At 66.8% G+C, this 20939-nt stretch carries 20 protein-coding genes; 7 read left to right on the forward strand and 13 right to left on the reverse strand.

Annotated elements, in window-relative coordinates; all coding sequences use genetic code 11:
• Window positions 1–61: 61 nt before the first annotated feature.
• Window positions 62–619 (reverse strand): DUF262 domain-containing protein, encoded by a 558-nt coding sequence (locus WFI52_RS13940; protein WP_336627564.1) that lies wholly within the window; start codon window positions 617–619, stop codon window positions 62–64.
• A 159-nt stretch (window positions 620–778) separates the two neighbouring features.
• Between WFI52_RS13940 and WFI52_RS13945 the strand changes: the two genes are divergently transcribed.
• The 3 genes from WFI52_RS13945 to WFI52_RS13955 all read left to right on the forward strand — a co-directional run bounded on the left by WFI52_RS13945 (window position 779) and on the right by WFI52_RS13955 (window position 6359).
• A complete protein-coding gene (locus WFI52_RS13945; RefSeq protein WP_336627565.1) occupies window positions 779–3784 on the forward strand; it encodes an AAA family ATPase in 3006 nt (1001 codons plus the stop codon).
• A 36-nt stretch (window positions 3785–3820) separates the two neighbouring features.
• Window positions 3821–4465: a hypothetical protein gene (locus WFI52_RS13950; RefSeq protein ID WP_336627566.1), complete on the forward strand. Its 645-nt coding sequence runs from the start codon at window positions 3821–3823 to the stop codon at window positions 4463–4465.
• Window positions 4466–4550: 85 nt separating this feature from the next.
• Window positions 4551–6359 carry a DUF262 domain-containing protein gene (locus WFI52_RS13955; RefSeq protein ID WP_336627567.1) on the forward strand — a complete coding sequence of 603 codons (1809 nt, stop codon included), beginning with the start codon at window positions 4551–4553 and terminating at the stop codon, window positions 6357–6359.
• A 79-nt stretch (window positions 6360–6438) separates the two neighbouring features.
• On the opposite strand, the gene WFI52_RS13960 is transcribed toward WFI52_RS13955, so the two are convergent.
• The 12 genes from WFI52_RS13960 to WFI52_RS14015 form a co-directional block, all read right to left on the reverse strand.
• Window positions 6439–6891: a single-stranded DNA-binding protein gene (locus tag WFI52_RS13960; RefSeq protein WP_336627568.1), complete on the reverse strand. Its 453-nt coding sequence runs from the start codon at window positions 6889–6891 to the stop codon at window positions 6439–6441.
• Between the two features lie 33 nt (window positions 6892–6924).
• The gene (locus tag WFI52_RS13965) at window positions 6925–7407 is read right to left on the reverse strand and encodes a hypothetical protein (RefSeq protein WP_336627569.1); all 483 of its coding nucleotides are present in this window, start codon (window positions 7405–7407) and stop codon (window positions 6925–6927) included.
• Window positions 7404–7697, reverse strand: coding sequence for a hypothetical protein (locus WFI52_RS13970; RefSeq protein ID WP_336627570.1), 294 nt, complete (start codon window positions 7695–7697; stop codon window positions 7404–7406). Before WFI52_RS13970 ends, WFI52_RS13965 begins: the two co-directional genes overlap by 4 nt.
• Before the next feature lie 101 nt (window positions 7698–7798).
• Window positions 7799–9631 (reverse strand): type IV secretory system conjugative DNA transfer family protein, encoded by a 1833-nt coding sequence (locus WFI52_RS13975; protein WP_336627571.1) that lies wholly within the window; start codon window positions 9629–9631, stop codon window positions 7799–7801.
• Window positions 9632–9640: 9 nt separating this feature from the next.
• The gene (locus tag WFI52_RS13980) at window positions 9641–10918 is read right to left on the reverse strand and encodes a ParA family protein (protein ID WP_336627572.1); all 1278 of its coding nucleotides are present in this window, start codon (window positions 10916–10918) and stop codon (window positions 9641–9643) included.
• Between the two features lie 2 nt (window positions 10919–10920).
• The gene (locus WFI52_RS13985) at window positions 10921–12528 is read right to left on the reverse strand and encodes a hypothetical protein (protein ID WP_336627573.1); all 1608 of its coding nucleotides are present in this window, start codon (window positions 12526–12528) and stop codon (window positions 10921–10923) included.
• On the reverse strand, window positions 12528–14021 hold the full coding sequence (locus tag WFI52_RS13990) for an SCO6880 family protein (RefSeq protein WP_336627574.1): 1494 nt from the start codon (window positions 14019–14021) through the stop codon (window positions 12528–12530). The genes WFI52_RS13985 and WFI52_RS13990 overlap by 1 nt, the downstream gene beginning before the upstream one ends.
• The gene (locus tag WFI52_RS13995; RefSeq protein WP_336627575.1) at window positions 14018–15508 is read right to left on the reverse strand and encodes a hypothetical protein; all 1491 of its coding nucleotides are present in this window, start codon (window positions 15506–15508) and stop codon (window positions 14018–14020) included. Before WFI52_RS13995 ends, WFI52_RS13990 begins: the two co-directional genes overlap by 4 nt.
• Window positions 15508–15804 carry a hypothetical protein gene (locus WFI52_RS14000; RefSeq protein WP_336627576.1) on the reverse strand — a complete coding sequence of 99 codons (297 nt, stop codon included), beginning with the start codon at window positions 15802–15804 and terminating at the stop codon, window positions 15508–15510. The genes WFI52_RS13995 and WFI52_RS14000 overlap by 1 nt, the downstream gene beginning before the upstream one ends.
• Window positions 15805–15823: 19 nt before the next feature.
• Window positions 15824–16438, reverse strand: coding sequence for a M23 family metallopeptidase (locus WFI52_RS14005; protein WP_336627577.1), 615 nt, complete (start codon window positions 16436–16438; stop codon window positions 15824–15826).
• Window position 16439: 1 nt separating this feature from the next.
• A complete protein-coding gene (locus WFI52_RS14010) occupies window positions 16440–17183 on the reverse strand; it encodes a hypothetical protein (protein ID WP_336627578.1) in 744 nt (247 codons plus the stop codon).
• Window positions 17184–17189: 6 nt separating this feature from the next.
• Window positions 17190–17474, reverse strand: a complete 285-nt coding sequence (locus WFI52_RS14015) for a hypothetical protein (protein ID WP_336627579.1) — start codon at window positions 17472–17474, stop codon at window positions 17190–17192.
• 92 nt (window positions 17475–17566) lie between these two features.
• Here WFI52_RS14015 and WFI52_RS14020 point away from each other — a divergent pair, with 92 nt between their 5' ends.
• The 4 genes from WFI52_RS14020 (at window position 17567) to WFI52_RS14035 (ending at window position 20936) form a co-directional block, all read left to right on the forward strand.
• The gene (locus tag WFI52_RS14020; RefSeq protein ID WP_204962933.1) at window positions 17567–17890 is read left to right on the forward strand and encodes a winged helix-turn-helix domain-containing protein; all 324 of its coding nucleotides are present in this window, start codon (window positions 17567–17569) and stop codon (window positions 17888–17890) included.
• Window positions 17891–17906: 16 nt separating this feature from the next.
• Window positions 17907–18395, forward strand: coding sequence for a helix-turn-helix domain-containing protein (locus WFI52_RS14025; RefSeq protein WP_336627580.1), 489 nt, complete (start codon window positions 17907–17909; stop codon window positions 18393–18395).
• Window positions 18396–18491: 96 nt separating this feature from the next.
• A complete protein-coding gene (locus tag WFI52_RS14030) occupies window positions 18492–19505 on the forward strand; it encodes an SIS domain-containing protein (RefSeq protein WP_336637424.1) in 1014 nt (337 codons plus the stop codon).
• A 108-nt stretch (window positions 19506–19613) separates the two neighbouring features.
• Window positions 19614–20936 carry an ABC transporter substrate-binding protein gene (locus WFI52_RS14035; protein ID WP_336627581.1) on the forward strand — a complete coding sequence of 441 codons (1323 nt, stop codon included), beginning with the start codon at window positions 19614–19616 and terminating at the stop codon, window positions 20934–20936.
• The last annotated feature ends 3 nt before the right edge of the window (window positions 20937–20939 follow it).

Consider the following 20939-nt stretch of genomic DNA (forward strand, 5'->3'; position numbering starts at 1 on the left):
CCTTCCGGACTGGTAAACGTTGCTCTAGACAATCAACATTTTCCCAGACCAGAAGGACATTTCACTTCACGGCACGCCCACGAACCGCACCCGACATGGTGGATCGGGGCTGAGAGCCGAAAGAGTTCAGCCTCTGGAAGAGGTCGAACTTCGCCTTCGAGTCCGATTCGCGCTGAATGATCTTCAGGTCCACCTTGGCGCGCTTGATGTCTCTGCGTTGCGCGGGGCTTAGCGTTGGGCCGCCCTCGGAGTCCCAGGTGGCGCCCGCAAGCGATGGCAAGTACTTCGTGCCAGTCATCACGAGCGGTGGGTACTCCGCGCTATCGAGCAGTCCCTGGAGCTGAAGAAGCGTGCTCATGCGCTGTAGGCCGTCGACGAGCTCCCATCTGCCGCTCTCATCCTGTGCGACGAAGATCGACGGCAGGGGGATTCCGAGCAGCACGCTCTCGACTAGGCGCGACTTCTGCTCGTCGCTCCACCGGAAGAGCCGTTGGAACGGTGGGCGAATTATCAACTCGCCATCCCGGTAGAGATTGGTGAGCTCACCGATGCTCATCGGATAGCCGTCGGTATGGATTGTCCTCCGCGCGGCTTCCAGTTCGGCTTCGAGTGAACTCATGTCGCGGCCGTCCAATCAACGTCAGATGTCGAGTGAGATCCTACTGGGCGCCCCACGGCCGCGAGCGCCAAGTCACCAAGCGACGAATGAACTGCATGCACGCAGGCACTTTCTGTGGAACTAGTACCGAGTTATACATATTGCGGCTAGACTCAGCCCGTGCGCGGAGGCCTGGAGCGCTGGAAACGGGGTGTCGGATCGCAGGGGGTTCGACAGGCGCTCTCTTACGCGTTCCAGGGATCGTGCGATTCCCACCTTCGGTCCACCGCGGGCGCTGAGGCGCTCGCTGCCTACAGTGCGGTTGGTGGGGGTGGCGCCACGCGCTTCGTCGTCGAAGACGGCGCCATCAACGCGGACACGCTCGACGAGGAGCAACTTCGTCGCTGGGTCGACGGCCGCGACCCGGCGACCAACGGCCGCCGGGGCCGCGATCTGACCTCGCCCGACGCTGACCTGATCCTCGATGGCACGATCAACGCCCCGAAGTCCTACAGCATCGCAGCGATGCTCGACGCAGATCTCGCGGCCGAGTTTGAGGCGCTCCAGGATCGTCTCCGCGACCGCATCATCACGACGTGGCAGAGCGAACTGAACGCGCGCCGAGGCGCTGGCGGGTGCATTCGCGAGTCGCTCCGTCGCATCGAAGTGGTCGAGCTCCAGCACCGCCGGTCGCGCGCTCTTGATCCGCACATCCACCGTCACCTGTGGCTCAACGTCAAGGTGCTCGGTGAGGACGGTAAGTGGTCGAACGTCGACTCCCGGGTGGCGATGAAGATGCAGACGGTCATCAACGCCGAGGGGGAGCTCGCTGCGCGCACGGATCCGCAGTGGCTCGACGCTCTGGCTCGGAACGGCCTCACCCTCGACGAGGGCGGCGAGATCGCGGAGCTCGCGCACGCCGTCCGCCCGCTCTCCCGTCGTTCGACGCAGATCGAGGCGAACCGTGCGGTGCTCCTCGCCTCCTGGCACGGCGACCACCCCGGCCTCGAGCCGAGCCCCGACGAGCTGCATCGCATCGATCGGCTCGCCTGGGCGAGAGCGCGACCGAACAAGCCGGGTGACGTCGATGAAGGAGCCTGGGAGCAACTGATCGCCGACGAACTTGCGGCGATCGACCCCGCCATACTGCGCGACCGGGACGCCGTGCCGGCAGACAGGATGCCGATCGACAAGCTCGACCGAGACCTGCTGGCCGCGCAAGCCGTCGTCGAGGCGGATGCACGCTCAGCCTGTTGCGGCGGACGGTTCAGCATGTTCGATGTCAGAGCCGGCGCGACGCGAGCTATCGCGGCATCCGGCGTCGTCGCTCCGCGAGAGCTGCTGCAACCGGTCATCGACGACGTCATCGTTCGCGCGCTCGCGCAAACGATCGACCTGCTCGAGGGCGAGCTTGATCGACCCGCGCACATCAAGGGGTACATGGCCTCGAGCACCGCTGCGGCGAAGGTCGAGCTCGCTGCTCGTTTCGACGAGCTCGCCGTCGGTGGCGCTTCGGCGGATCAGGCGGAGGTTTTGACCGCCGCCTCTGGGGTCCTGCAGAACGGAATCCAACTCGAGGGGCGCCAGGTCGAGGCTGCGGCGGCGATCGCCGGCGCCGACCGGTTGGTCTCGATCACAGGGCCCGCGGGAGCGGGCAAGACGACGATGTTGCGGGTGGCCAAGGCGGCGCTCGCGCATCGCGGACGCCGTATGGTCGTGGTTGCTCCCACCAAGAAGGCGGCATCCGTCGCCGGCCGCGAGATCGGCACATCGGCATCCAGCCTGCACGCGCTGCTCGGCGACCACGGGTTCAGGTGGGGGCGTGACCTCGCGGGTGCGGAGATCTGGACACGGCTGACGATTGGAGAGATCGACCCTGCGACCGGGGCCGCTTATGCGGGGCCGCTGCGGTACCGGCTCGTTCCCGGCGATCGAGTCGTCGTGGACGAGGCCGGCATGGTGGACCTCCACGCAGCGAATGCCCTTGCGACGATCGCCGCGGAGTCGGGCGCCGGCATCGCGATGGTCGGCGACCACATGCAAGCGCGCCCCGTCGGGCACTCGGGGGCGATGGCCACGATGACTCGGCGCGCGACGGCCGTCGTGGAGCTGACAGCGGTGCATCGCTTCACCGATCCCGACTACGCCGCGCTCACACTCCGGATGCGCGAGCCGGCGTCGAGAGACGCCGCGCTCGCCGCGGCGACCGAACTCGCCGATCGAGGGCTCATTCACCGTGTAGCCGACCACGTCCAAGCGCGCGACGTGATGGTGGAGTCCTACTTCCGCTGGGCCGCCGGTCAGCGGCGCGTGGCTCTCGTGACCAGCACGAACGAAGAGGCGGATGCCATCAACGAGGCGATCCAGCAACGGCGAGTCGATCGTGGCGACCTGACCCTTGATCGGATCGCGGTCGGGCAGGGGGAGCAGCGGCTGCTGGAAGGCGACGTCGTCCAGACGCGCCGGAACGACCGCGCGACCGGCGTTGAGAATCGCGCGGTCTGGACTGTTCACCGGATCACATCAGCGGGCCTCGAGCTACGCAGCGTCAACGATGCGATCGACACTCGCGTCGTGAGTCACGAGTACGCGGCCGACCACGTGCACCTCGCGTACGCGTCAACGGTGCATGGCATCCAGGGCGAGACGACCGGCGCCTCGATCGTCGGACCCGGCGTCGACGCGTCGGGGCTGTACGTCGGCATGACGCGTGGGCGTGCGCACAACGAGGCGATCGCGATCGCTCGAACGGATGCCGTGGCGCGTGATCAGATCGCGGACAGCATGATGCGCGGCATCCTCGAGGTCAGCATCGACGACTCGGTGCTCGCGGCGCGGAGCGAACTCGGGAGGGCGGCGCGGCCGGTCGCAGATGCCGTCCGTGAAGAGCTTGCCGAGCTTAACGATTGGATGCGGCGAACGAGGGGGAAGCTCCTCGAGCTAGACAGAGAGATCAGCGCGATAGATGCCGAAGCGCACGGACGCCCGTCGCCGATGCGCGACGGCTCACCGCTCGTGGACAAGCGCGCGGCCCTCGACGCAGAATATGGCAACGCGTCCGATCGATACGAGAATCTCTCGCGTCAGCATCGAGCGCCGGCGCCTGGGGCTGGCGGCCGGAACGCGGCAGACGAAGCCGCACCGCTCATGCGCCCCGAGGTGACCGGCCATCTCCGGATGCGCTAATACGGCAACGTCGGTGCCCACCGATATGGTCCAGTCATGGTGTCCTACGCAGATCTGACCGACCCGAGAGCTGTCGAGGCCGCGCTTGAAGAGTTCGATCAACTCGGGCGATGGACATTCCTGGAGAAGTACGGCTTCGGCGAAGCGAGAGACTACTTCCTCGTCACGGACACTGGCCGTTACGACTCCAAGGCGATCTTCGCCGCCGCGTACGAGGCCCAGCACGGCGTACCGGTGTCGAACAGCGATATCAGCGGCGGTAAGAACGGCGCGGCGAAGCGCCTTCAAGAGCTGGGGTTCGTCGTGGAGGGTCTTGACGACGAACGAGGCCGGCGGACCTTCACCACTTTCGACGCGGCTCTTCGTGAGTTTCGGATCCCGATGGAGAATCTCCCTCGCATCCGAGAGCACCTCGCGCGGTTCGAACTCCGTGAGGCCTATATCCCTCGAAGCGGCAGCTACATCGCGATGGTCCCTGCAGGTGGCGGCCTCGTTCACTACGTCAACCGTGGTTCCATCTACTTCCGGCATGAGGATGGGAGAGGGGAGCTGATCGAGCTGCCCATCAATCAGCTCGGCCGTAGCGGGTTTTCGCGCAACGCGGCAGCTCGCAAACCCGCTGAAGTCTGCACCGAATGCTGGCTGGAGCTCCCGGCGAGCGGCGTCTGCCCTAACCACTGACCGCCGGCGGGCGCCGCCTCCGAGGCGCCTCAGGGTGCGCCACGGATAGGATCGCGACAAGCTCAGATGATTGCGGAGAGTGCAAGTGATCAAGTCCCTCAGCAACGACGCTGTCCACGCGTTGCTCAGCTCCGAGAACAACGTCGTCTACACCGTTCCGAAGTACCAGAGGGAGTATTCCTGGGGTCGGGATCAGTGGGATGAGCTTGTCGACGACCTCCTCGATCATGCCGATGTTGACGGGCACTTTCTCGGCACCATAATCTGCGTCAACAACACAGCGAACACAACCAGCGAGTCGGTTCTCGAGGTCATTGATGGGCAGCAGCGGCTCACAACGATCTCGCTGATGCTCGCTGCGATTCACTCGCTGCTTCAGGAACACCGTGCCGACCTCAGCGACGACGACGCAGTCGATCTCGTCAACCTCCGCCGGATGCTTATATTGCGTGAGCCGGTGCGTGCGCGCCTGCGCCCGCAAACGCAGAACGACAACGCCGAGGATTTCCTTCACGTTCTCGCCGAAGCGGGCCTCGGGGTTGCGGACCCCAAGCCTCGATGGGCCGGCGTTCGGCGTGTCAAGAAGGCCTACGCCCACTTCCGTTCCCGGATCACTGCACGTGCGGCCGAGACACAGTCATCTATTGCCGCGACCGCGCTCGATCTGCTCGGACGCGTCAAGCGAGCGAACATCGTGAAGCTGGAGGTTGCTACCCATGCGGATGCCTTCACTCTCTTCGAGTCGCTGAACAACCGCGGCATGCCGCTGACTCCGATCGACCTCATCAAGAACACGCTTCTGGGTCGAGCGGATCACCGCAGCGACGTATCGCTCGATGGCGCCTATGCGCGCTGGCGCGAATGGCTCGCGATCCTCGGGGACGATTACGGGACTCAGGAGCGCTTCTTCCGCTACTTCTACAACGCGATGAAGGACGAGTTCGACATCGGGTTGCAGGGCGTCCCCGTGGCAACTCGCACGAACCTCATCAAGATTTACGAGACGCTTATCGACCGTGACCTCGTCAAGCTCCTCGACGACGTGACGGTGGGCGTCGAGGCCTTCGGGCAGCTGATCGGATCCGGGGAGCCGGAAGGACGAACGAGACTGGCACGTGCCTTCCAGCGACTGCGTCGAGCGCAGGGCGTGCCGGCGCACGTCTTGCTTCTCTACCTCGTCATTCAGAGGACGGAGATCAACCTCGGAGAGGACGAACTCGTCGACATCGTTGATCTCCTCACGGCGTTCTTCGTCCGCCGCAACCTGACGGGAACGCCGGCGACGTACGGCCTAGTCCGTCTGTTCATGGACCTGGTCGCGCGGTTGCGCACGAGCCCGACGCAAGATCGCAAGCAACTGATCTTGGACGCACTCACCGCGGTGTCGGAGACCGACGAGGGGTTTCACCGAGTTCTCTCGGGACCCGTTTACGAGGTCAACTCCGACGTCGTTCGCTTCATCCTCGCCTCGCTTGCGGAGCGGAGAATGACCGCTGAGACCGAACAGGATCTGTGGCATCGCATCGAGACCAAAGGCAAGCCCGTCTACCGATGGTCAATCGAGCACATCCTGCCTCAGGGAGAGAACCTGCCGGCCGGTTGGGTCTCCATGCTGGGTGGGGCCGAGGCCGCCGCAGAAGCGCGCGAGCGGTTTGCACACCATCTCGGCAACTTGACGATTACTGGGTTCAACAGCTCCCTCGGCAACCGTAGCTTCATCGAGAAGCGTGATCGGGTCGACTCGAACGGCAACTCGATCGGGTATCGAAACGGGCTGAGTCTTAATGCTGATCTCGCTGTTCGCGAATCATGGGGAGTCGACGCGATCTCCGCGCGCACAGAGCAGCTCGCTGGTGAAGCGATGGCGGCATTCCCACTTGCCTACCGGAGGTAATTGACGCGATCGAGTGTCCAGCACGCGAGAGCGGCGCGGGAGTACCATGACTCCCACGCCGCTCTCCTGTTGCGATCGGTCAGCGAGCAACCCCGACGCCGGTGGTCGAGACCGGCTGGGCTACTGGCCCCGTGGCGGATCTGTCCGCGGCGGGGCCGTTAGCTTTTGGGGTGCGGTCCACCGAGACCGTCGCGAACTTGAGCGACGCTCCGATGTTGTCGGCGACGATGTCGCGCGTCTCTCGGGTGTTGCCCGTCTCCTTGTCGGTGTAGGTGCCGAACCGCAGGTCGCCGGCGACGATCACGCTGTCGCCCTTGCGCAGCGAGTTCGCGACGTTCCGCGACTGCTGGTTGAACACGACGACGCGGTGGAACACCGTGCCGACGTCTTCCCATCGATTCGTCGTCTCGTTGAGGAGGCGATCGTTGACGGCGATCGTGAAGCGGGCGTACTCGTTGCCCGACTCGCTCGCGCCGTGCTCGGGGTCACCGGTGAGGTTGCCCTCGATGGTGACCGGGATTCTGGTGGTCATGCTTTCTCCTTCGATCAGAGACGCCGAGGCGCCTCACTCGGCGTGGGCCCGGCTGGTCCACGCCTCCCATTCCTGCTCGTCGACGACGTCCGTCCACGAGCGAGGCTTGTAGCGGCTGTGTCCACGCGAGCATCCGCCGGCGTATGCCCGACGCAGGCGGGGCAACGCGAGGGTGAGACGTTCATGCCAGCCGATCGGGCCAAACCCCGAATCGGAGGGGTGGAACGCCACCGTGTGCGCGGTGTGGAGCGCGGAGAGCTCCTCAACGAGGTCGCCGTGCTTGAACCAGCACGCCGGGACGACCGACTCCGAGATCTGGTACCGCACGGTGAACCACTCGACCCAGTCGCGCAGCAGGATCCACGCGGTGCGCGCGTCGGCGTCCGTCAACGAGCGCCACTTCACGATGTGTGCGCCGATGGGAGCGGATGACCCTGACCGGTCAGGCGGGTTGAGTTCCGTCAGATCAGCCGCGAGAGCATCGTCGAGATCCTCCGGCTCTTGTTCGTACGTCACGTCCCTGCTCCTTCCGCGTGCGTGAGTGTGCGACGCAGGGCGTCGAGGGCGAGCTCGGATGCCACGCGCCGGTTCCGATGCCGTGACAACACGGCATCCCGGTCGATGAGTCGATGAAGCAGCTCATGGCAGTACGGATGCAGCGGGATGAGATCGCCGTCCGACTCACGCGCGATCCAGCGGCCGTCCTCGAGCTGCTGGACACCGGCATAGTCCAAGTGGTGCAGTTCGAGGTCGCGCCTGGTCGCCGGGATGTCGCATGCCACGCACGCGAGCGGGTGGGTGGTCATCGATGCATGGGCGAACCACGCGTCGCGTCGCGCGAACCATGCCCGCGAACGAAGGAACGTCGATCGGTAAGCGTTCGCGCGGAGCGGCGTGCGGCGATTGCTCACTCCTCGCTCACCGCCTCTGCGGACTTGACGGGTGCTGCGCCTGGCTCGGGTGCCGCCGGTGCTCGGTGCGCATCCTCGAAGGTGCTCCGCTGCTCCTGCTCCGTCTCGCGCTTGCCGAGCTGGATCGCGCGGGCGTCGCGGCGCTCGTCCCAGCCGGCGAGGTCGAGGAGCACACTCCGACGGTTGCGGTACGCGAGCAGGCCGGCGGTCGGTGGCAGCCGGCGGATCTCGTCCACAGACATCAGCGGTCGCCGCTCGTGCTGCTCGCTGGTCGAGTGGCCGGCGTCGCGCGTCGACCACGACCGTTGTTCGCGACGGGTGTCGCGGGTGCCGAGGAGCGACTCAATGTCGCGAAGGTGATCGACGTGGCTCGCTCCGCCGAGTAGCACCTTCGCGGTCGCTGCGGCCCAGATGGTGTCTGCCTCCGCCCGCGACCAGGACGTCTCGGCTTGCGAGAGCGCCTGCAACACGATGAACGTGCAGATCCCGCGGCCGCCGCCGTCGGCCATGATCCGTGGCAGGCTGCCCCACCGGAACATGTTGGCGATCTCGTCGAGGATGAGCCCGAGCGGATGCGTGAGCCGAGCCCCCGGCAGAGCGAGTGCGCGCTTGCGTGCGACCTCGACGATGTCGTCGAGGACGGCGCCGAGCCATCCACCCATCGCGGCCGCGCCGGACGACGAACCGATCAGGTAGAGCGTGTTCGCCGCGTCGAGGAAGCTCATCGGGTCGAGCGCCGGGTCCCCCGGGCGGGGAGAGAGCGCGTCGCGGATCTGGGGCACGGCGAGTGGAGCGACGGCACCGCTGACCCCGAACCAGATGGACGAGACGAGCTTCTCGTCGCCGGCGATGGTGGCATCGAGGCTGTCGCCCCAGCCCGGCGCGCCGTCGGCTTTGAGGATCTCGACCGCGTCCCGCGTCTGCGCCGGGCTCGTGCCCCAGTCGTAGAGCTCTGCGATGGACATGCCGCCGACGGCGGCCGCGTGGAGGAGTCGTCCGAGGACGACGCCGGACGCTTGTGCCCATTCGCCGTTCGTCGTCGAGGAGCCGAGCGCGGTGCCAGTGATGATCGCGCTGCCGCGCTGCATCGCGACCAGCGGGTCTTCGCATCCGGCGATCGGCGAGATGCGGAGCGGATGCCGGACGCCGGACAGTCCCTGCGGGTCGAACACATGGACGTCACCGCGGGCCTGCCGCATCCGCATGGTCGCCGTGAGGTTGTCGTTCGTCGTCGAGGTCGTGATGAGAGGACCCGACCAGTCGAGGATCGCCGAGATCAGGATCCGGTAGCCCTTGCCCGAGCGGGGCGGGCCTTCGAGCGCGACGGAGTCTTCGATGGAGACGTACACGTCGCGTCCGCGTGCCGTGCCGACTCTCCACCCGACGTCTGTCGCCTGCGGGCGAGCGAGATCAGGGCGCAGCTGCGCCGCTCGACGCAGCACGGCCTTGGCGGAGAGATGGTCGCGGATCTCACTCGAGGTCGCGAATCCCGGCCTGGTGCGCAGGTCGGCAAGGAAGGCGCGGTCGGACTCCCGGTAGCGACGCGCGGCGACCAGAATCCAGACGGCCGCGGCGACGATCAGGACGACGGCTGCGGCATCCACGATGCGGATCGCCGCGACCGGCATCGCGCATTGCGCTGGTGCCGCGTACGCAGAGGTATCGCCGGTGATCGCGAGGCCGAGTCCGGCGAACAGGTGCTCGGGAACCGGTCGTGCGCCGCAGGCGATCTGCGTGACGAGCTCGGCGAGGAAGCCGAACGCGAACGCGAGAATCACCGCGGCCGCGATGAGGATCGCGATCGCCTTGCCGAGCATCCCCTGGCTCATGATCGGTACCTACAGCGCTTCGGCAACGGCTGCGGCGGTTGCGAGCCAGGCGTCGCGCGTACGTCTCCGCAACGCGTCGAATCGGAGCGGTCCGGCCTTGAGGGCGGGATCGAAGGGAATCATCTGCACAGCGCGCACGTGATCCCGGAATCCGTCCGCGATGCGGAACGCGGCAGCGGCTGAGGGCTCCGACTGGGTCACGACGACGACCGCCCGGTCGGCGAGGAGGCTGGATCGCTCGTCGCGTCCGCGGAGTGCGTCGAGCAGCAAGGCGGCGGACTCTGCGGACTCGGGTGTCGCGAGCGTCGGAATGACGAGCTGGTACGAGTTGTCGACCATGCGCAGCCAGCGCTCGGCCGATCCGTCGTTCCCCGAATCGAAGAGGACGAGGCGGTAGAACCGTGCCGCGACCTGCATCAGCAGGTCGAACTCGGCCGATGCGATGCGCTGATCGGTCGCGAGCAGCTCCGGGTTCGAGCGAAGCACGTCGTAGCGGTCCGAGGCTTGGTGGTGCACGAAGCGAGTGATGTCGGAGATCCCGGCGCCGAGTGCGAGCAGGCGGGATGCCTCGGGCAGCAGGTCGCGCAACGTTGTGTCGTAGAGGCCTTGCTCGGTGCGCCACCCGAGCGTTCCACGGGTGTCGTTGTTGTCCCACGCGAGCACATTGCCGCCGCCCTCGCGGGCGTAGACCGCCGAGAGCATCGCGGTGGTCATGGTCTTGCCGACGCCGCCTTTGCCGTTTGCGATCGCAATCGTGCGGCATCCGGCCCACTGCCTCGACACGACGGACGTCCACTCTGTGCGCTGACGCTCGGCCGCCGAGGGCTTGATTGTGATCCCCAACCGCTGCGCGAATCGTCGCCAACCACCCGCGCCTGTGGTGAGACCGGATGCCGGCGCGAGGAAGGAGTGGCGAGCGGGCGGCTCCGCAGCCGCCGTGTCGGGGGTGTCCGGCGCGGTCGGCTGCGGAGCTTCTTCGCTCACCTCCTCTCCATACGTCGTTGTCGGGGTGGTCGCGGTGGCGACCGGTTCCGCGGGCTCGAGGGGTGTGAGGTGCCCGTCCGGCGCGACGAGTAGGCGGTGGTCGCCTCGATCGCCCGAGGTGATCAGCTCGACGGTCCCTCCCGTGCGCTTGGCTTCGTCAGTCGCGCGTCTGACGATCGCGTGCCGCACGTCTTCGTCGGGGGCTGCGGGGATCGACTCCGCATGACCGTCCAGCGTGACGAAAGTCACGTGTGCGCCGCTCACCGTCGCGTACGCGCGGGGGTAGGTGATGATCGTGCTCATGCTCACTGCTCCTCGGTGTTCTCGCGAGGTCCGGCAGTGAGCCAGCCCTCGATCCCGGTGTCGATCTCACGTGTTTCCGGCCACAGCGTGTCGAGCGTCGCCGCGTCGATCGCGCGGACGTCGGTCTCTTCGCGGTCCGCCGGGGCCAACGCATCGTCGGTCGCGAACAACTCGTACTCCCACTCGGTCGACGTCGCGAAGCAGTCGACGAGGTAGGAGTATTGACCGACGTACGCGAGGAATTCGCCCTTGCGCAGATGCCGAGCCATCTCGACGTGCGGCGCCGGCAGGTTGAGTCGCGCGCGAAGCGCCGCTTGCTCCTGGCTGTTCACACGGAAGATGAACTTGTTCTCGATGTCGCCGACGATCGAGTACGCGAGTGACCGCTCGAGCGAGCCCTCGTCGCCGACCGCGTCGAGGTCGCCCATCTTGTGCAGGATGACGATGTTGCTGATGCCGTAGTGACGCGAAAGCTTCAGCCACTGCTGGAACATCTGCAGCGACGAGAGCGACGTCATGTCGCGCCAGCCCTCCTCGCGGACGACGTAGCGCGTGCGATGCGCGGCGCGGTCCGAGATCACGGCCTGAATCCACGCCGTCGAGCACACCTGCGTGAGCTGCGCGGCAAGATCACCGCGCGCGAAGAGCTCGGACGTGTCGGTGACGACGATCGGCGCTTCCTGGTCGAACTCCACGGTGGACTCGTCTTCGAAGAGGCCTGACAGGTCTCCCTCGACAAGTCGGCGCAGCACGAACCGCGGCTGAATCGCGCCTTCGGCGGCGTGGAACGCGGCATCCGTCTCGCCAGCGATCTCGCCGAGCTCCTCGAACACTCCGCGCAACGTCGGGTGGTCGTCCGTGCGGAGAATGCAGCGGTCAAGCGCATCGAGTAGGACTGCGTGCTCGACCGCCGACAGACGTGCGCCGAGAGTCATCTCTATGAGCGCGATCAGCGTGCCGATGCGCCGCTGCTTCACCATCTGCTCGTGCTGCTCGTCCGTCGCGCCCGTTCGTCGCGGACCGCGGTCGAGCGGGTTCAGCCGCGTGCCTGTGCCTCCGCCGAGTCGGATGACCCGACCGCCGGGAATCGCCTCGGCCACCGCCACCCACTCGCCCTTGGGATCGGAGGGGACAACCACCTGATGCCCGAACGCGATCGACCTCGTCACGAGCGTCTTCACGGTCGCGGACTTACCACCGCGGTACGCACCCAACACGAGGATGTTCGTCGAGAAGGTGCCTCGCTCGGACGAGTCGACGTACGCCTCCCACGGCGAGAAGTGCCACAACGCGTCGGCGTTGAGGTCGACGCCGAGGATCGGCCCGCGATGACCGAGCCCAGAATCGGCGACGAACGGGTAGATGCCCGCGATGTGCTGCGACGTCGCCTGGTGCGGCGGTATCCACGCCTTCGCGAGATTCCAATAGCCGCCGCGCACCAGCCCCGGCCCGAACGGCCCCGGAACGGCGGCCTCGGGCAGGCCACGATCGTGTCGGGATGTCCGGAGGGGCTTCTGGTCCTGCTGGGCGCGACTGATCTCGCGCTGCAGGTCGCGCTTCTCGCGCCGGCTGAGTTCGACGGGAGTGAAGGATGCCGCGTGCTTGACCATCACTTCATCCCCATCCCGATCGGCAGCGCGTTGACCATGAGCGCCTCGGCCTGCTGGCAGTAGAGAACCTGCGCCTCCATGCCCGCGCGAGAGAGCGCGTTGCGCATCCCGGCGATGGCCTGGTCGAGGCGTTCCTCATCGGGCGCGGTGACGGTGAGGTAGGCGCCGTACTGGAACTCGCCGTGGCCGCGGGCGATCTCCTGCTCGCGCTGCTCGAGGGCGCGCCAGTCCGCGGCATCCGCTGCCGATCCGTCGGCGCCGCGCTTCGCCCGCAGCGACTCGTTGCCGCGCCACACCTTCTTCTCGTCGCGGATGCGCTTGAGCGCCTTCCCTACGGGCACCGGGGTGAGAACGATCGAGAAGATGTGCGTGATCGCTTCGCCGGTGTGCGGATGCCGCGCGAACACGACGGGGGAGAGGAACCCGACGGGTGAGTCGGACCGTGGCCACTCGTGCACCCACATCGTCGTGTGCACGCCCGAATCGGTGACGACGATGCCGTTGCGCCCCTTCGGTTCCTCGAGGTACATCGGCCCGACGGCCACGGGATCGACGCCGGCGACGGCCTCCGGCCGGTTCTGGACAGTGGAAGCGAACTCCGGATCGAAGGCGAGCCGCCCGAGCGCGGCGACGTCTCGTGGGGAGAGCCAGCGACGGACCGTGATCTTCGCGGACGTCAGGGCGTCCGCGAGATTCCCCGCTTCGATCTGCGCGAGCGTGACGATCGCCTCCTTCCCGCCGCCGAGCGCTTTGAGCTGGCCGCCGAGAACGACGAGGTCGAGGGTGAGGACGATGTAGTTGCGGTGGGCGACTTCGAACCGTTCGGACAGGTCCATCACGTCCTGGTAGTTGTGCGCGACGGGGGAGTCGGCGCTCAGGTTCTGGACTCGGCGCACGGTGTCGTAGTGCTCTCGGGCAGCGCGGATCGTCGTCGGCAGTGTGCGCTCTTGCAGCGTGACCCGCTTCACGCCTGAGCGTTGCGTGAACGGGCCGAGCACGCGGTCGAACTGCTCCGCGAGGTCGAACCGCTCCGGCAGGTCGTGCATGAGGAAGCCCTGTACCTCGAGCTCCGCGATCACGGATACCGAGCGGTCCTGCGGGTTGTAGGTTGCCGCGACGTTGTTGACGTCCCAGAGTTGGATCGAGGCGCGCGTGCCGGGCAGGTTGAGCGTGCCGGTCAGCCGTGGTCGCTCCGGACGGAACTTCTCCGTCGTCGCGCCTGTCGCGTGGCGGACCTGCTTCATGAGCCAGAGTCCCGCCATCCTCGGCGTCGACATGCCTCGGATCGTCGTCAGCGCGGTGATGCCGAACGCGAGGTAGATCGGCGCGCCGTAGAGGAGCCCCAGCGGGCCGAAGCGGTTGACGAAGATGAGCAGCGCGACTGCGGCGGCCGTGATGAACGTGAGCTGCCACGGATCCATCCCCATGACGACGCCCTGTCGCGAGCGCCGCGGCAGGCGAACGGGACGCGCGTACTCGGTGGAATCGGTCATGACGAGCTCCGATCAGGCTTGGGGGCGGATGTCGATTGCGGAGAGCGAGGTGGGGATGCCGCGGGCTGCGGAGACGGCGTCTGGGCGGTGCCCGGCGTTGCGGGCGACGTGGGGGTCGTCGTCTGTGATGCGCGTGAGATGGTGGCTTGCGGGCGTGCAGTTGTGGGGCCACCCCGCGCGGCGACACCTGTCGCTCCGCGGGCCGTGGCCGGCTTCGAGGTCGGCGACGTCGAGCCAGGGCGGGAGCTCGACGAGTGCATGCCCGAGGGGAGTGAGCCCAGTCGCGTCGGTATGCGCGCCGCCGATCGCGCAGCTCCCGCTGCGATGCGTCCGCCGTGCGAGCCGAGTCGTGAGCCGATGCCGTCTGCCGCAACAGCGCCCGCGAAGCTGAACAACCCGAAGATCGCGAACGGCGCAAACGCGACGAGGACGAGGCCGACGATGAGCGGCCAGGATTGCGGGTTCCAGATGGTCTTCACCGATGCCAGGCCGTTGATGATCAGCGTGACGAAGCCGATCGTGAGTGGACCGGTGAGCAGTAGGACGAAGATCGCCGAGACATAGCGGACCACCCACTGGGGTCCGATCCCGCGGACGGGGAACAGCATCCAGGCGACTGGGCCCACCATGATGAGGGCAGCGAGCACGATGTTGCGGAATGCGAACACGAGCATCAGCAGCAGCATCCCGAGCATGAGCAGGAAGTGGATGAGGAAGGCGAAGAAGTAGTTCGCCTGGCCGCCCGCCCACATCACCGACTGCAGCGTCGAGTACAGGCCATCGTGGCCGTCCTGAGCCATGATGTACCAGGTCATGTCGTCGACGGCGTTGAGCAGGTGCCCGATGAACCATAGTGAGATGGGCACCGCCGGAACGGCGATGAACGATCGCACGAGCGCACCGACGAGTTCTTCTCTGTCGCCGGACACGACGGCCGCGGCGATTGCCCACACCATCGCGCCGAAGGTGACCACGAGGATCGCCCACTGCCAGAAGGACCACTGGTCGACAGCTGCCGTCCACAGCAGAGTGGAGGTGTCGAAGCGCATGTTGTCGGCGACGAGGAACATCATGCCGGTGGCGGCGAGGGCCATGCCCCGGCCGGCATTCTCGAACGTGACGCACACGGCGTCGCCGAGACTGCAGCCGTACTTCACGATCAGGGCACGACCGCCGTCAGCTTGGATCGCTTGCACGTGGCCTTCGTAGGTCGTGCAGACGGTTGCGCGCGCTCCGTCGATGGAGACACCGACGAAGCATTGCTGCGCCGTGACGTTGTTCGGGTCGTTCGGCGTACACGTGACCTGATCGCTCGCGCCCTGACAGTCGACGTCGAATGCCGGAGCCGACCAGGGCTCGCCGCTCACGGCATCCAGCGGGACGATCCGCGCGGCATCCGTCTCGATGGCGTGCGCGCCGGAACCCGACCCGACAACGAGCAACAGCCCGACGACGAAGCCGATCCGCAGAGCGCGCGAGATGTTCATCAGAATCCGAAGTCGAAGTTGATGAACCACTGGAACAGGCCGGATGCTGCGCCGAGCACGGCCGCGGCGATGAAGATCCAGAGGATGTTCTCGCCGGCCCAGGTGCGCACTCGGTCCGACGCGAGGCCACGGAACGCCAGCGCTGCGCCGGCGATGATCAACATGATCAGCACGACGAGCATGGCGCCAGCGAGGATGTACGACGCGATCACTTGGAAGCCCTGGAAGAACGGGGCGGAGAAGTCCGGTTGGATGTCGGGAACATCGACATCCGTCGGCACGGTGTGAATGGACATGATCGCTCTCCTTCGTTGACTACTTCAGGGGGAGGCCGAGGTTGGCCATGAACGGTTCAGGGTCGATGCGCTGCTCGAACTCGCGGATTTCGAAGTGGAGGTGACAGCCTGTCGATTGGCCCGTGGATCCCTCAGCGCCGAGAGGTGTTCCGGCCGAAACTGTGTCGCCGACGCTGACTCGAAGCGACTCCCACTGCATGTGTCCGTAAATTGTGAGGACACCGCCGCCGTGGTCGATGACGACAGCGTTGCCGTAGTCGAAATACGCGCCGGCGACTGTCACGCGGCCGGGTCCGGCGGCGAAGACGGTCGCACCGCAGGGTTGGTCCATGTCGTAACCGCGGTGGTCGGACTTGCAGTAACTGCACCCCTCGACCGGGTGATACCCGAACCCACGACCCTTCGCGTAGTCGCCCGCGAGCGGGTAGCCCCACTCTCCGCTGACCGCAGGAAGCTCCGTATCGCTCACGGGTTGGTTCGCCGTCGCGCTGGCGCCGGAAATCGCGAACGGGATCGCGATGAGAGGCATGAGGATGAACCCCGTGCCGAGCAGGAAGACGAGGAGCGCCCCTACCAGGATCTTCCGACCAGTCCTCGTGTTGAGGGCTGCGGCGGCGATCACCGGGGCTCCCATGTCAGGGCTCCAACGGCTCCGTGAAGTAGCGGACGACCTTGCAGTCTCCTGACCGCTGGTCGGTGTCGGGGGTGGGTACGGATGCCGCGCCGCACAGCACCTGCACGCTCACGCGCACGTGGTCGTCGTACGAGGTCTCGCCGCCGGATCCGTCGGACCGGGTGAAGCTCAGCGTGACATCAGCGGTGCCGATGGACATGTCGCCCGACGGGTCGTCGGTCACCGGAACGTTGGTGATCTCGCTGGTGAGGACGGCCACCACGCGACCGTCCTCGCCCGCGAGCGAGTCCCATTCGTCCTGGGGCAGCACGACACCTTGCCGCAACTCGGTCTGCGAGTCGGTCATCGCGGCCCGCTGGTCAGCCTCGTCGGTGAACCGGGTATCGGGCGTGAACCACGTGTCGAGGTAGTCGAGCCACTCCGCGCGCGTGCTCTTGGCAGTGTCGAAGGTGGATGCCGCCGCAAGCGCCGCGCGGATGTACGTGTCGGCATCCGCGGTGATCGGTTCGGGCGTCCATCCGCGATCGGCGGCGGTCGGGTCGACGACTGCGTCGCCGGGATCGGGATCCGGGCCGGAGGATGCCGTGGGGTCTGCGGAGGCAGTGCTTCCGGTGGTCTCCGACGGCGTCGGCGTGGGACGAGCGAGTACCGCGCTGACGATGATCGCGACGATGCCGGCGAGCAGCACGATCCCGCCGATGATCGCCCATGCGACTCCACGGCGTCCCGAACTCTGGCTCATCATCACCGGTCAGGCCTCCTGATCTTTCAGGACGGCCACCGGGCACGGGTGGAACGGCTCGCGCGTCGGTCGCCGTGTCGGCATCTTAAGTACGTCGACGGAGACCCGATAGCGACTTTTGGCGAGGATGTGGATAACCGACGAGGAATCGACGCCAGTGGAGGAGGGGATGGTTTGGGGTCGCACTGAGGTGCCGTTGACGCCGTTGATCCGGTCGCGACCCGCTCGCTGCGCGAACTGCGCCGTGACGCGCGTGGTGCGCTTCGTGGCTGCGGAAGTTCGCCGACCGGACATGCCCACACGGTATAGCAGTGTGCGCGAAAAGTAAACAACTAAATTGTGTGCTTTGCTGGACTTCGCGTCGGGCGGTGCGCGAGACTTAGAGCATGCCTCGTCTCGCGCAACCAGCGGGCTCGGAAGATGCCCAGGATCCGATCGGCCTTCTCGGCAACCTCGTCAAGGCGGCGATCCTCCGCTACCTGCGCTCGAATCCCGACGTCACGGTCGGCCCGATCTGCGATGCGCTAGATCTCGGCCCGACGACTGTTCAGCCGCGGCTGAACGAGCTCGAGGCCGCCGGCCTCGTGATCGCCGATCCGCCAATGGTGCCGGGGGAGTCGCGGAAGGGCGTCTGGGTCAAATACAGCGCGGACAACGAGGCGATCACCGACCTCTACCTGCGGCTCGGTCTGGCGATCGGAGAGTTCTGATCCGGCGGAGGGTGCGGTGGCGGGACTGTCGGCGCCGCATCTGATCGACCGCTTCGACGTGGCGGTGCAGGAGGCGCGAGCCGCGCTCGCGACGGCGACCTCCGCAGCAGACCGCAGCGGGGAGACCGCGATCGTCGGCTTCGCCGACACCAGCGACGGCCGGCTCCTCGACGTGCTCGCCGACAGCGGGCTGCCCGCGGTCGCGCGTCTGCGGCTCGCCGAGGTGCGGTCCACCGAGGAGGGCGAGGAGTCGGTGCGCCTCGCCGCGCTGTGGTTCGAGCACGGCTGCCGCTGGGAGGCGGCCGCCGAGGCCGCCGGGATGCACCGGCGCAGCCTGCGCACCCGTGTCGAGCGTCTCGCCGCACGGCTCGACCTCGACCTCGAGTCCTTCCCCGCCCGGGCGGGGCTCTGGGCCCTGCTCTCTCTCCTGAGCTCGGTCTCCCGCCCCGGGTGCTCGCGTTTCGAGCGTGTGAAGAGTCTGTTTCGAAGGGCCGGACGCCCTTGACAGCGCCGTCGCGTGTCTGCATTCTTGTCACGACGTCTGAAGCGTCCAAGCAGATGTCAGACAACCTCGGACACGAACCACGAACGAAAGAACCCCATGCTGAACTTCGATGTCGAAAGATTCGTCAGGATCCAGTCGGACGCTCTCGCAGTCGAGCCCCGACTGAAGGAGGTCGTGACCGACCTGGTGAACGGCGGAGCGGAGAACCTCTTCTTCCTCGGTGCCGGCGGAGTGATGTTCCTCACCCAGCCCGCGTTCCAGCTGCTTCAGGCCAAGTCGCTCTTCCCCGTGTACTACGAGATGGGCGCGGAGCTCGTCGAGCGCGGCAACCCCCGTCTCGGTGAGAGGTCGATCGTCGTCACCCCGTCGCTGTCGGGCACGACGAAGGAGGCGATCGCGGCCCTCGAGTACGCCAAGAAGGCCGGTGCGACGATCATCACCTTCACCGGTCACGCCGACACCCCGCTGGCGGAGATGGCCGACCACAACTTCACCACCTTCGCCGAGGACGACACCTCCTCCGAGATGTTCTACCTCGAGACGCTCCTCGTGGCGCTCGCCCTGATGAACGCCCGCGGCGAGTACGACGCCTACGACGAGACCGTGGCCGAGCTGAAGCAGCTCCCCGCCCTGCTCGTCGACGTCAAGGCCTCCTTCGAGGACCGGGCCGCAGCGCTCGCCGAGGAGATCAAGGACGAGGACTACCACCTCATCACCGGCGCCGGCTCGACCTGGCCCGAGGCGCACTACTACGGCATGTGCATCCTCGAGGAGATGCAGTGGATCCGCACCCGACCGGTGCACGCGTCCGACTTCTTCCACGGCGCCCTCGAGCTGCTCGAGGACGGCGTGAGCATCATCATCCTGAACGGCGAGGACGAGTCGCGCGGACTGGTCGACCGGGTCATCGAGTTCGCCCCGCGCTTCACCGAGAAGGTGCGCATCCTCGACACCAAGGACTTCGAGCTGCCCGGCATCTCGCAGTCGACCCGCAGCCTGATCTCGCCGATCCTGCTCGCCACCGTGTTCGAGCGGCTCAGCGCCCACCTCGAGGTGCTGCGCGACCACCCGCTCACCACCCGTCGCTACTACAAGAAGCTCGTCTACTAGTCGGGCCGCGGCCGGCTCGACCACCACACGAGCCGGCCGCCTCCGTCAGCACCCGAGCACCGACCCGCACCACTTCCACCGCACCATCATCCAGAGAGGAACGAAGACGTGAGGAAAAGGACTACCGCGCTCGCAGCGGGCGGCGTCATCGCCATGATGGCCCTGGCCGGCTGCAGCGGCGGCGGCAGCGGCTCGCCCGCCACCGCCGACGTCGACCTGTCGAACGTCGACTACAGCGGCTCCGTCAGCGTCATCACCCGCTACGCCGGCAATTACGAGGCCTTCTTCCAGGAGATGAAGTCCGCGTACGAGGCCGCGCACCCCGGCGTGACCGTCGAGCTCCAGCAGGAGTCGGACCAGGGCTACAAGGACAAGATCAAGACGCTCACCGCGTCGCAGAGCCTTCCGGACGTGTACTTCACCTGGCCGGGCAACTACGCCGAGCAGTTCTACGACAACGGTGTCGCGCTCGATCTCACCGACGTGATCGGCCCCGACACCGAGTGGGGCCAGACGATGGCGCCCAGCGCGATCGGCGCACTGTCGAAGGACGGCAAGACCTACGGCATCCCGTTCGGACTCGACGCGAAGTTCATGGTCTACAACGAGAAGCTGTTCCAGCAGGCCGGCGTCGAGGTGCCGACCGACCTCGACGGGCTCCTCAAGGCCTGCGACACCCTCAGCGCGGCCGGCATCACGCCGATGTCGTTCGGCAACGTCGACGGCTGGCCCGCCATCCACTACATCACCCAGCTCAACAGCTACGACGTCCCCGCCGATGTGCTCGCGGCCGACTACAAGCCCGACACCGCCACCTGGGACGACCCCGGTTACGTGAAGGCGCTGGAGCAGTTCTCCGACATCATCGACCAGTGCACGACCACCGGATCGGGCGCGAACGGCTCCGACTACTACTCGCAGCGCGACGCCTTCGGCGCCGGGCAGTCGGCAATGTTCTACGTCGAGAACCTCGAGTTCGGCGCCACCGTGCCTGAGGGCTCGGTCGCCGCGAACGACGGATGGGGCATCTTCAAGCTGCCCGCCGCATCCGACGCCCAGGGCGACCTCGGAGCGCTGACCGGCGCACCCGACGGCTTCCTCATCAACCCGAAGGCGAAGAACCTGCCCCTCGCGGTCGACTTCATGAAGTTCGTCACCGACAAGGCCAACGCGACCGCGCTGACCGCCGAGCTCGGCATCCCGAGCCCCGTCAAGGACTCGCTGACCGACGAGAACTCGACACCGCAGCTGCGCGAGAGCATCGACGTGCTGCAGGACGCGAACAGCCTCTCCATCTGGCTCGACACCGTCACGGTGCCGGACGTGGCCGACGCGTATCTCTCCGGGGTGCAGGGCCTGATCTCCGGTGACCGCACTCCGCAGGACGTCATGGACGGCGTGAAGGCGGCGTCCGAGCAGGCGAAGGGCTGAGCC

The sequence above is a fragment of the Microbacterium sp. MMO-20 genome (assembly GCF_037147735.1).
Lineage (GTDB): Bacteria > Actinomycetota > Actinomycetes > Actinomycetales > Microbacteriaceae > Microbacterium.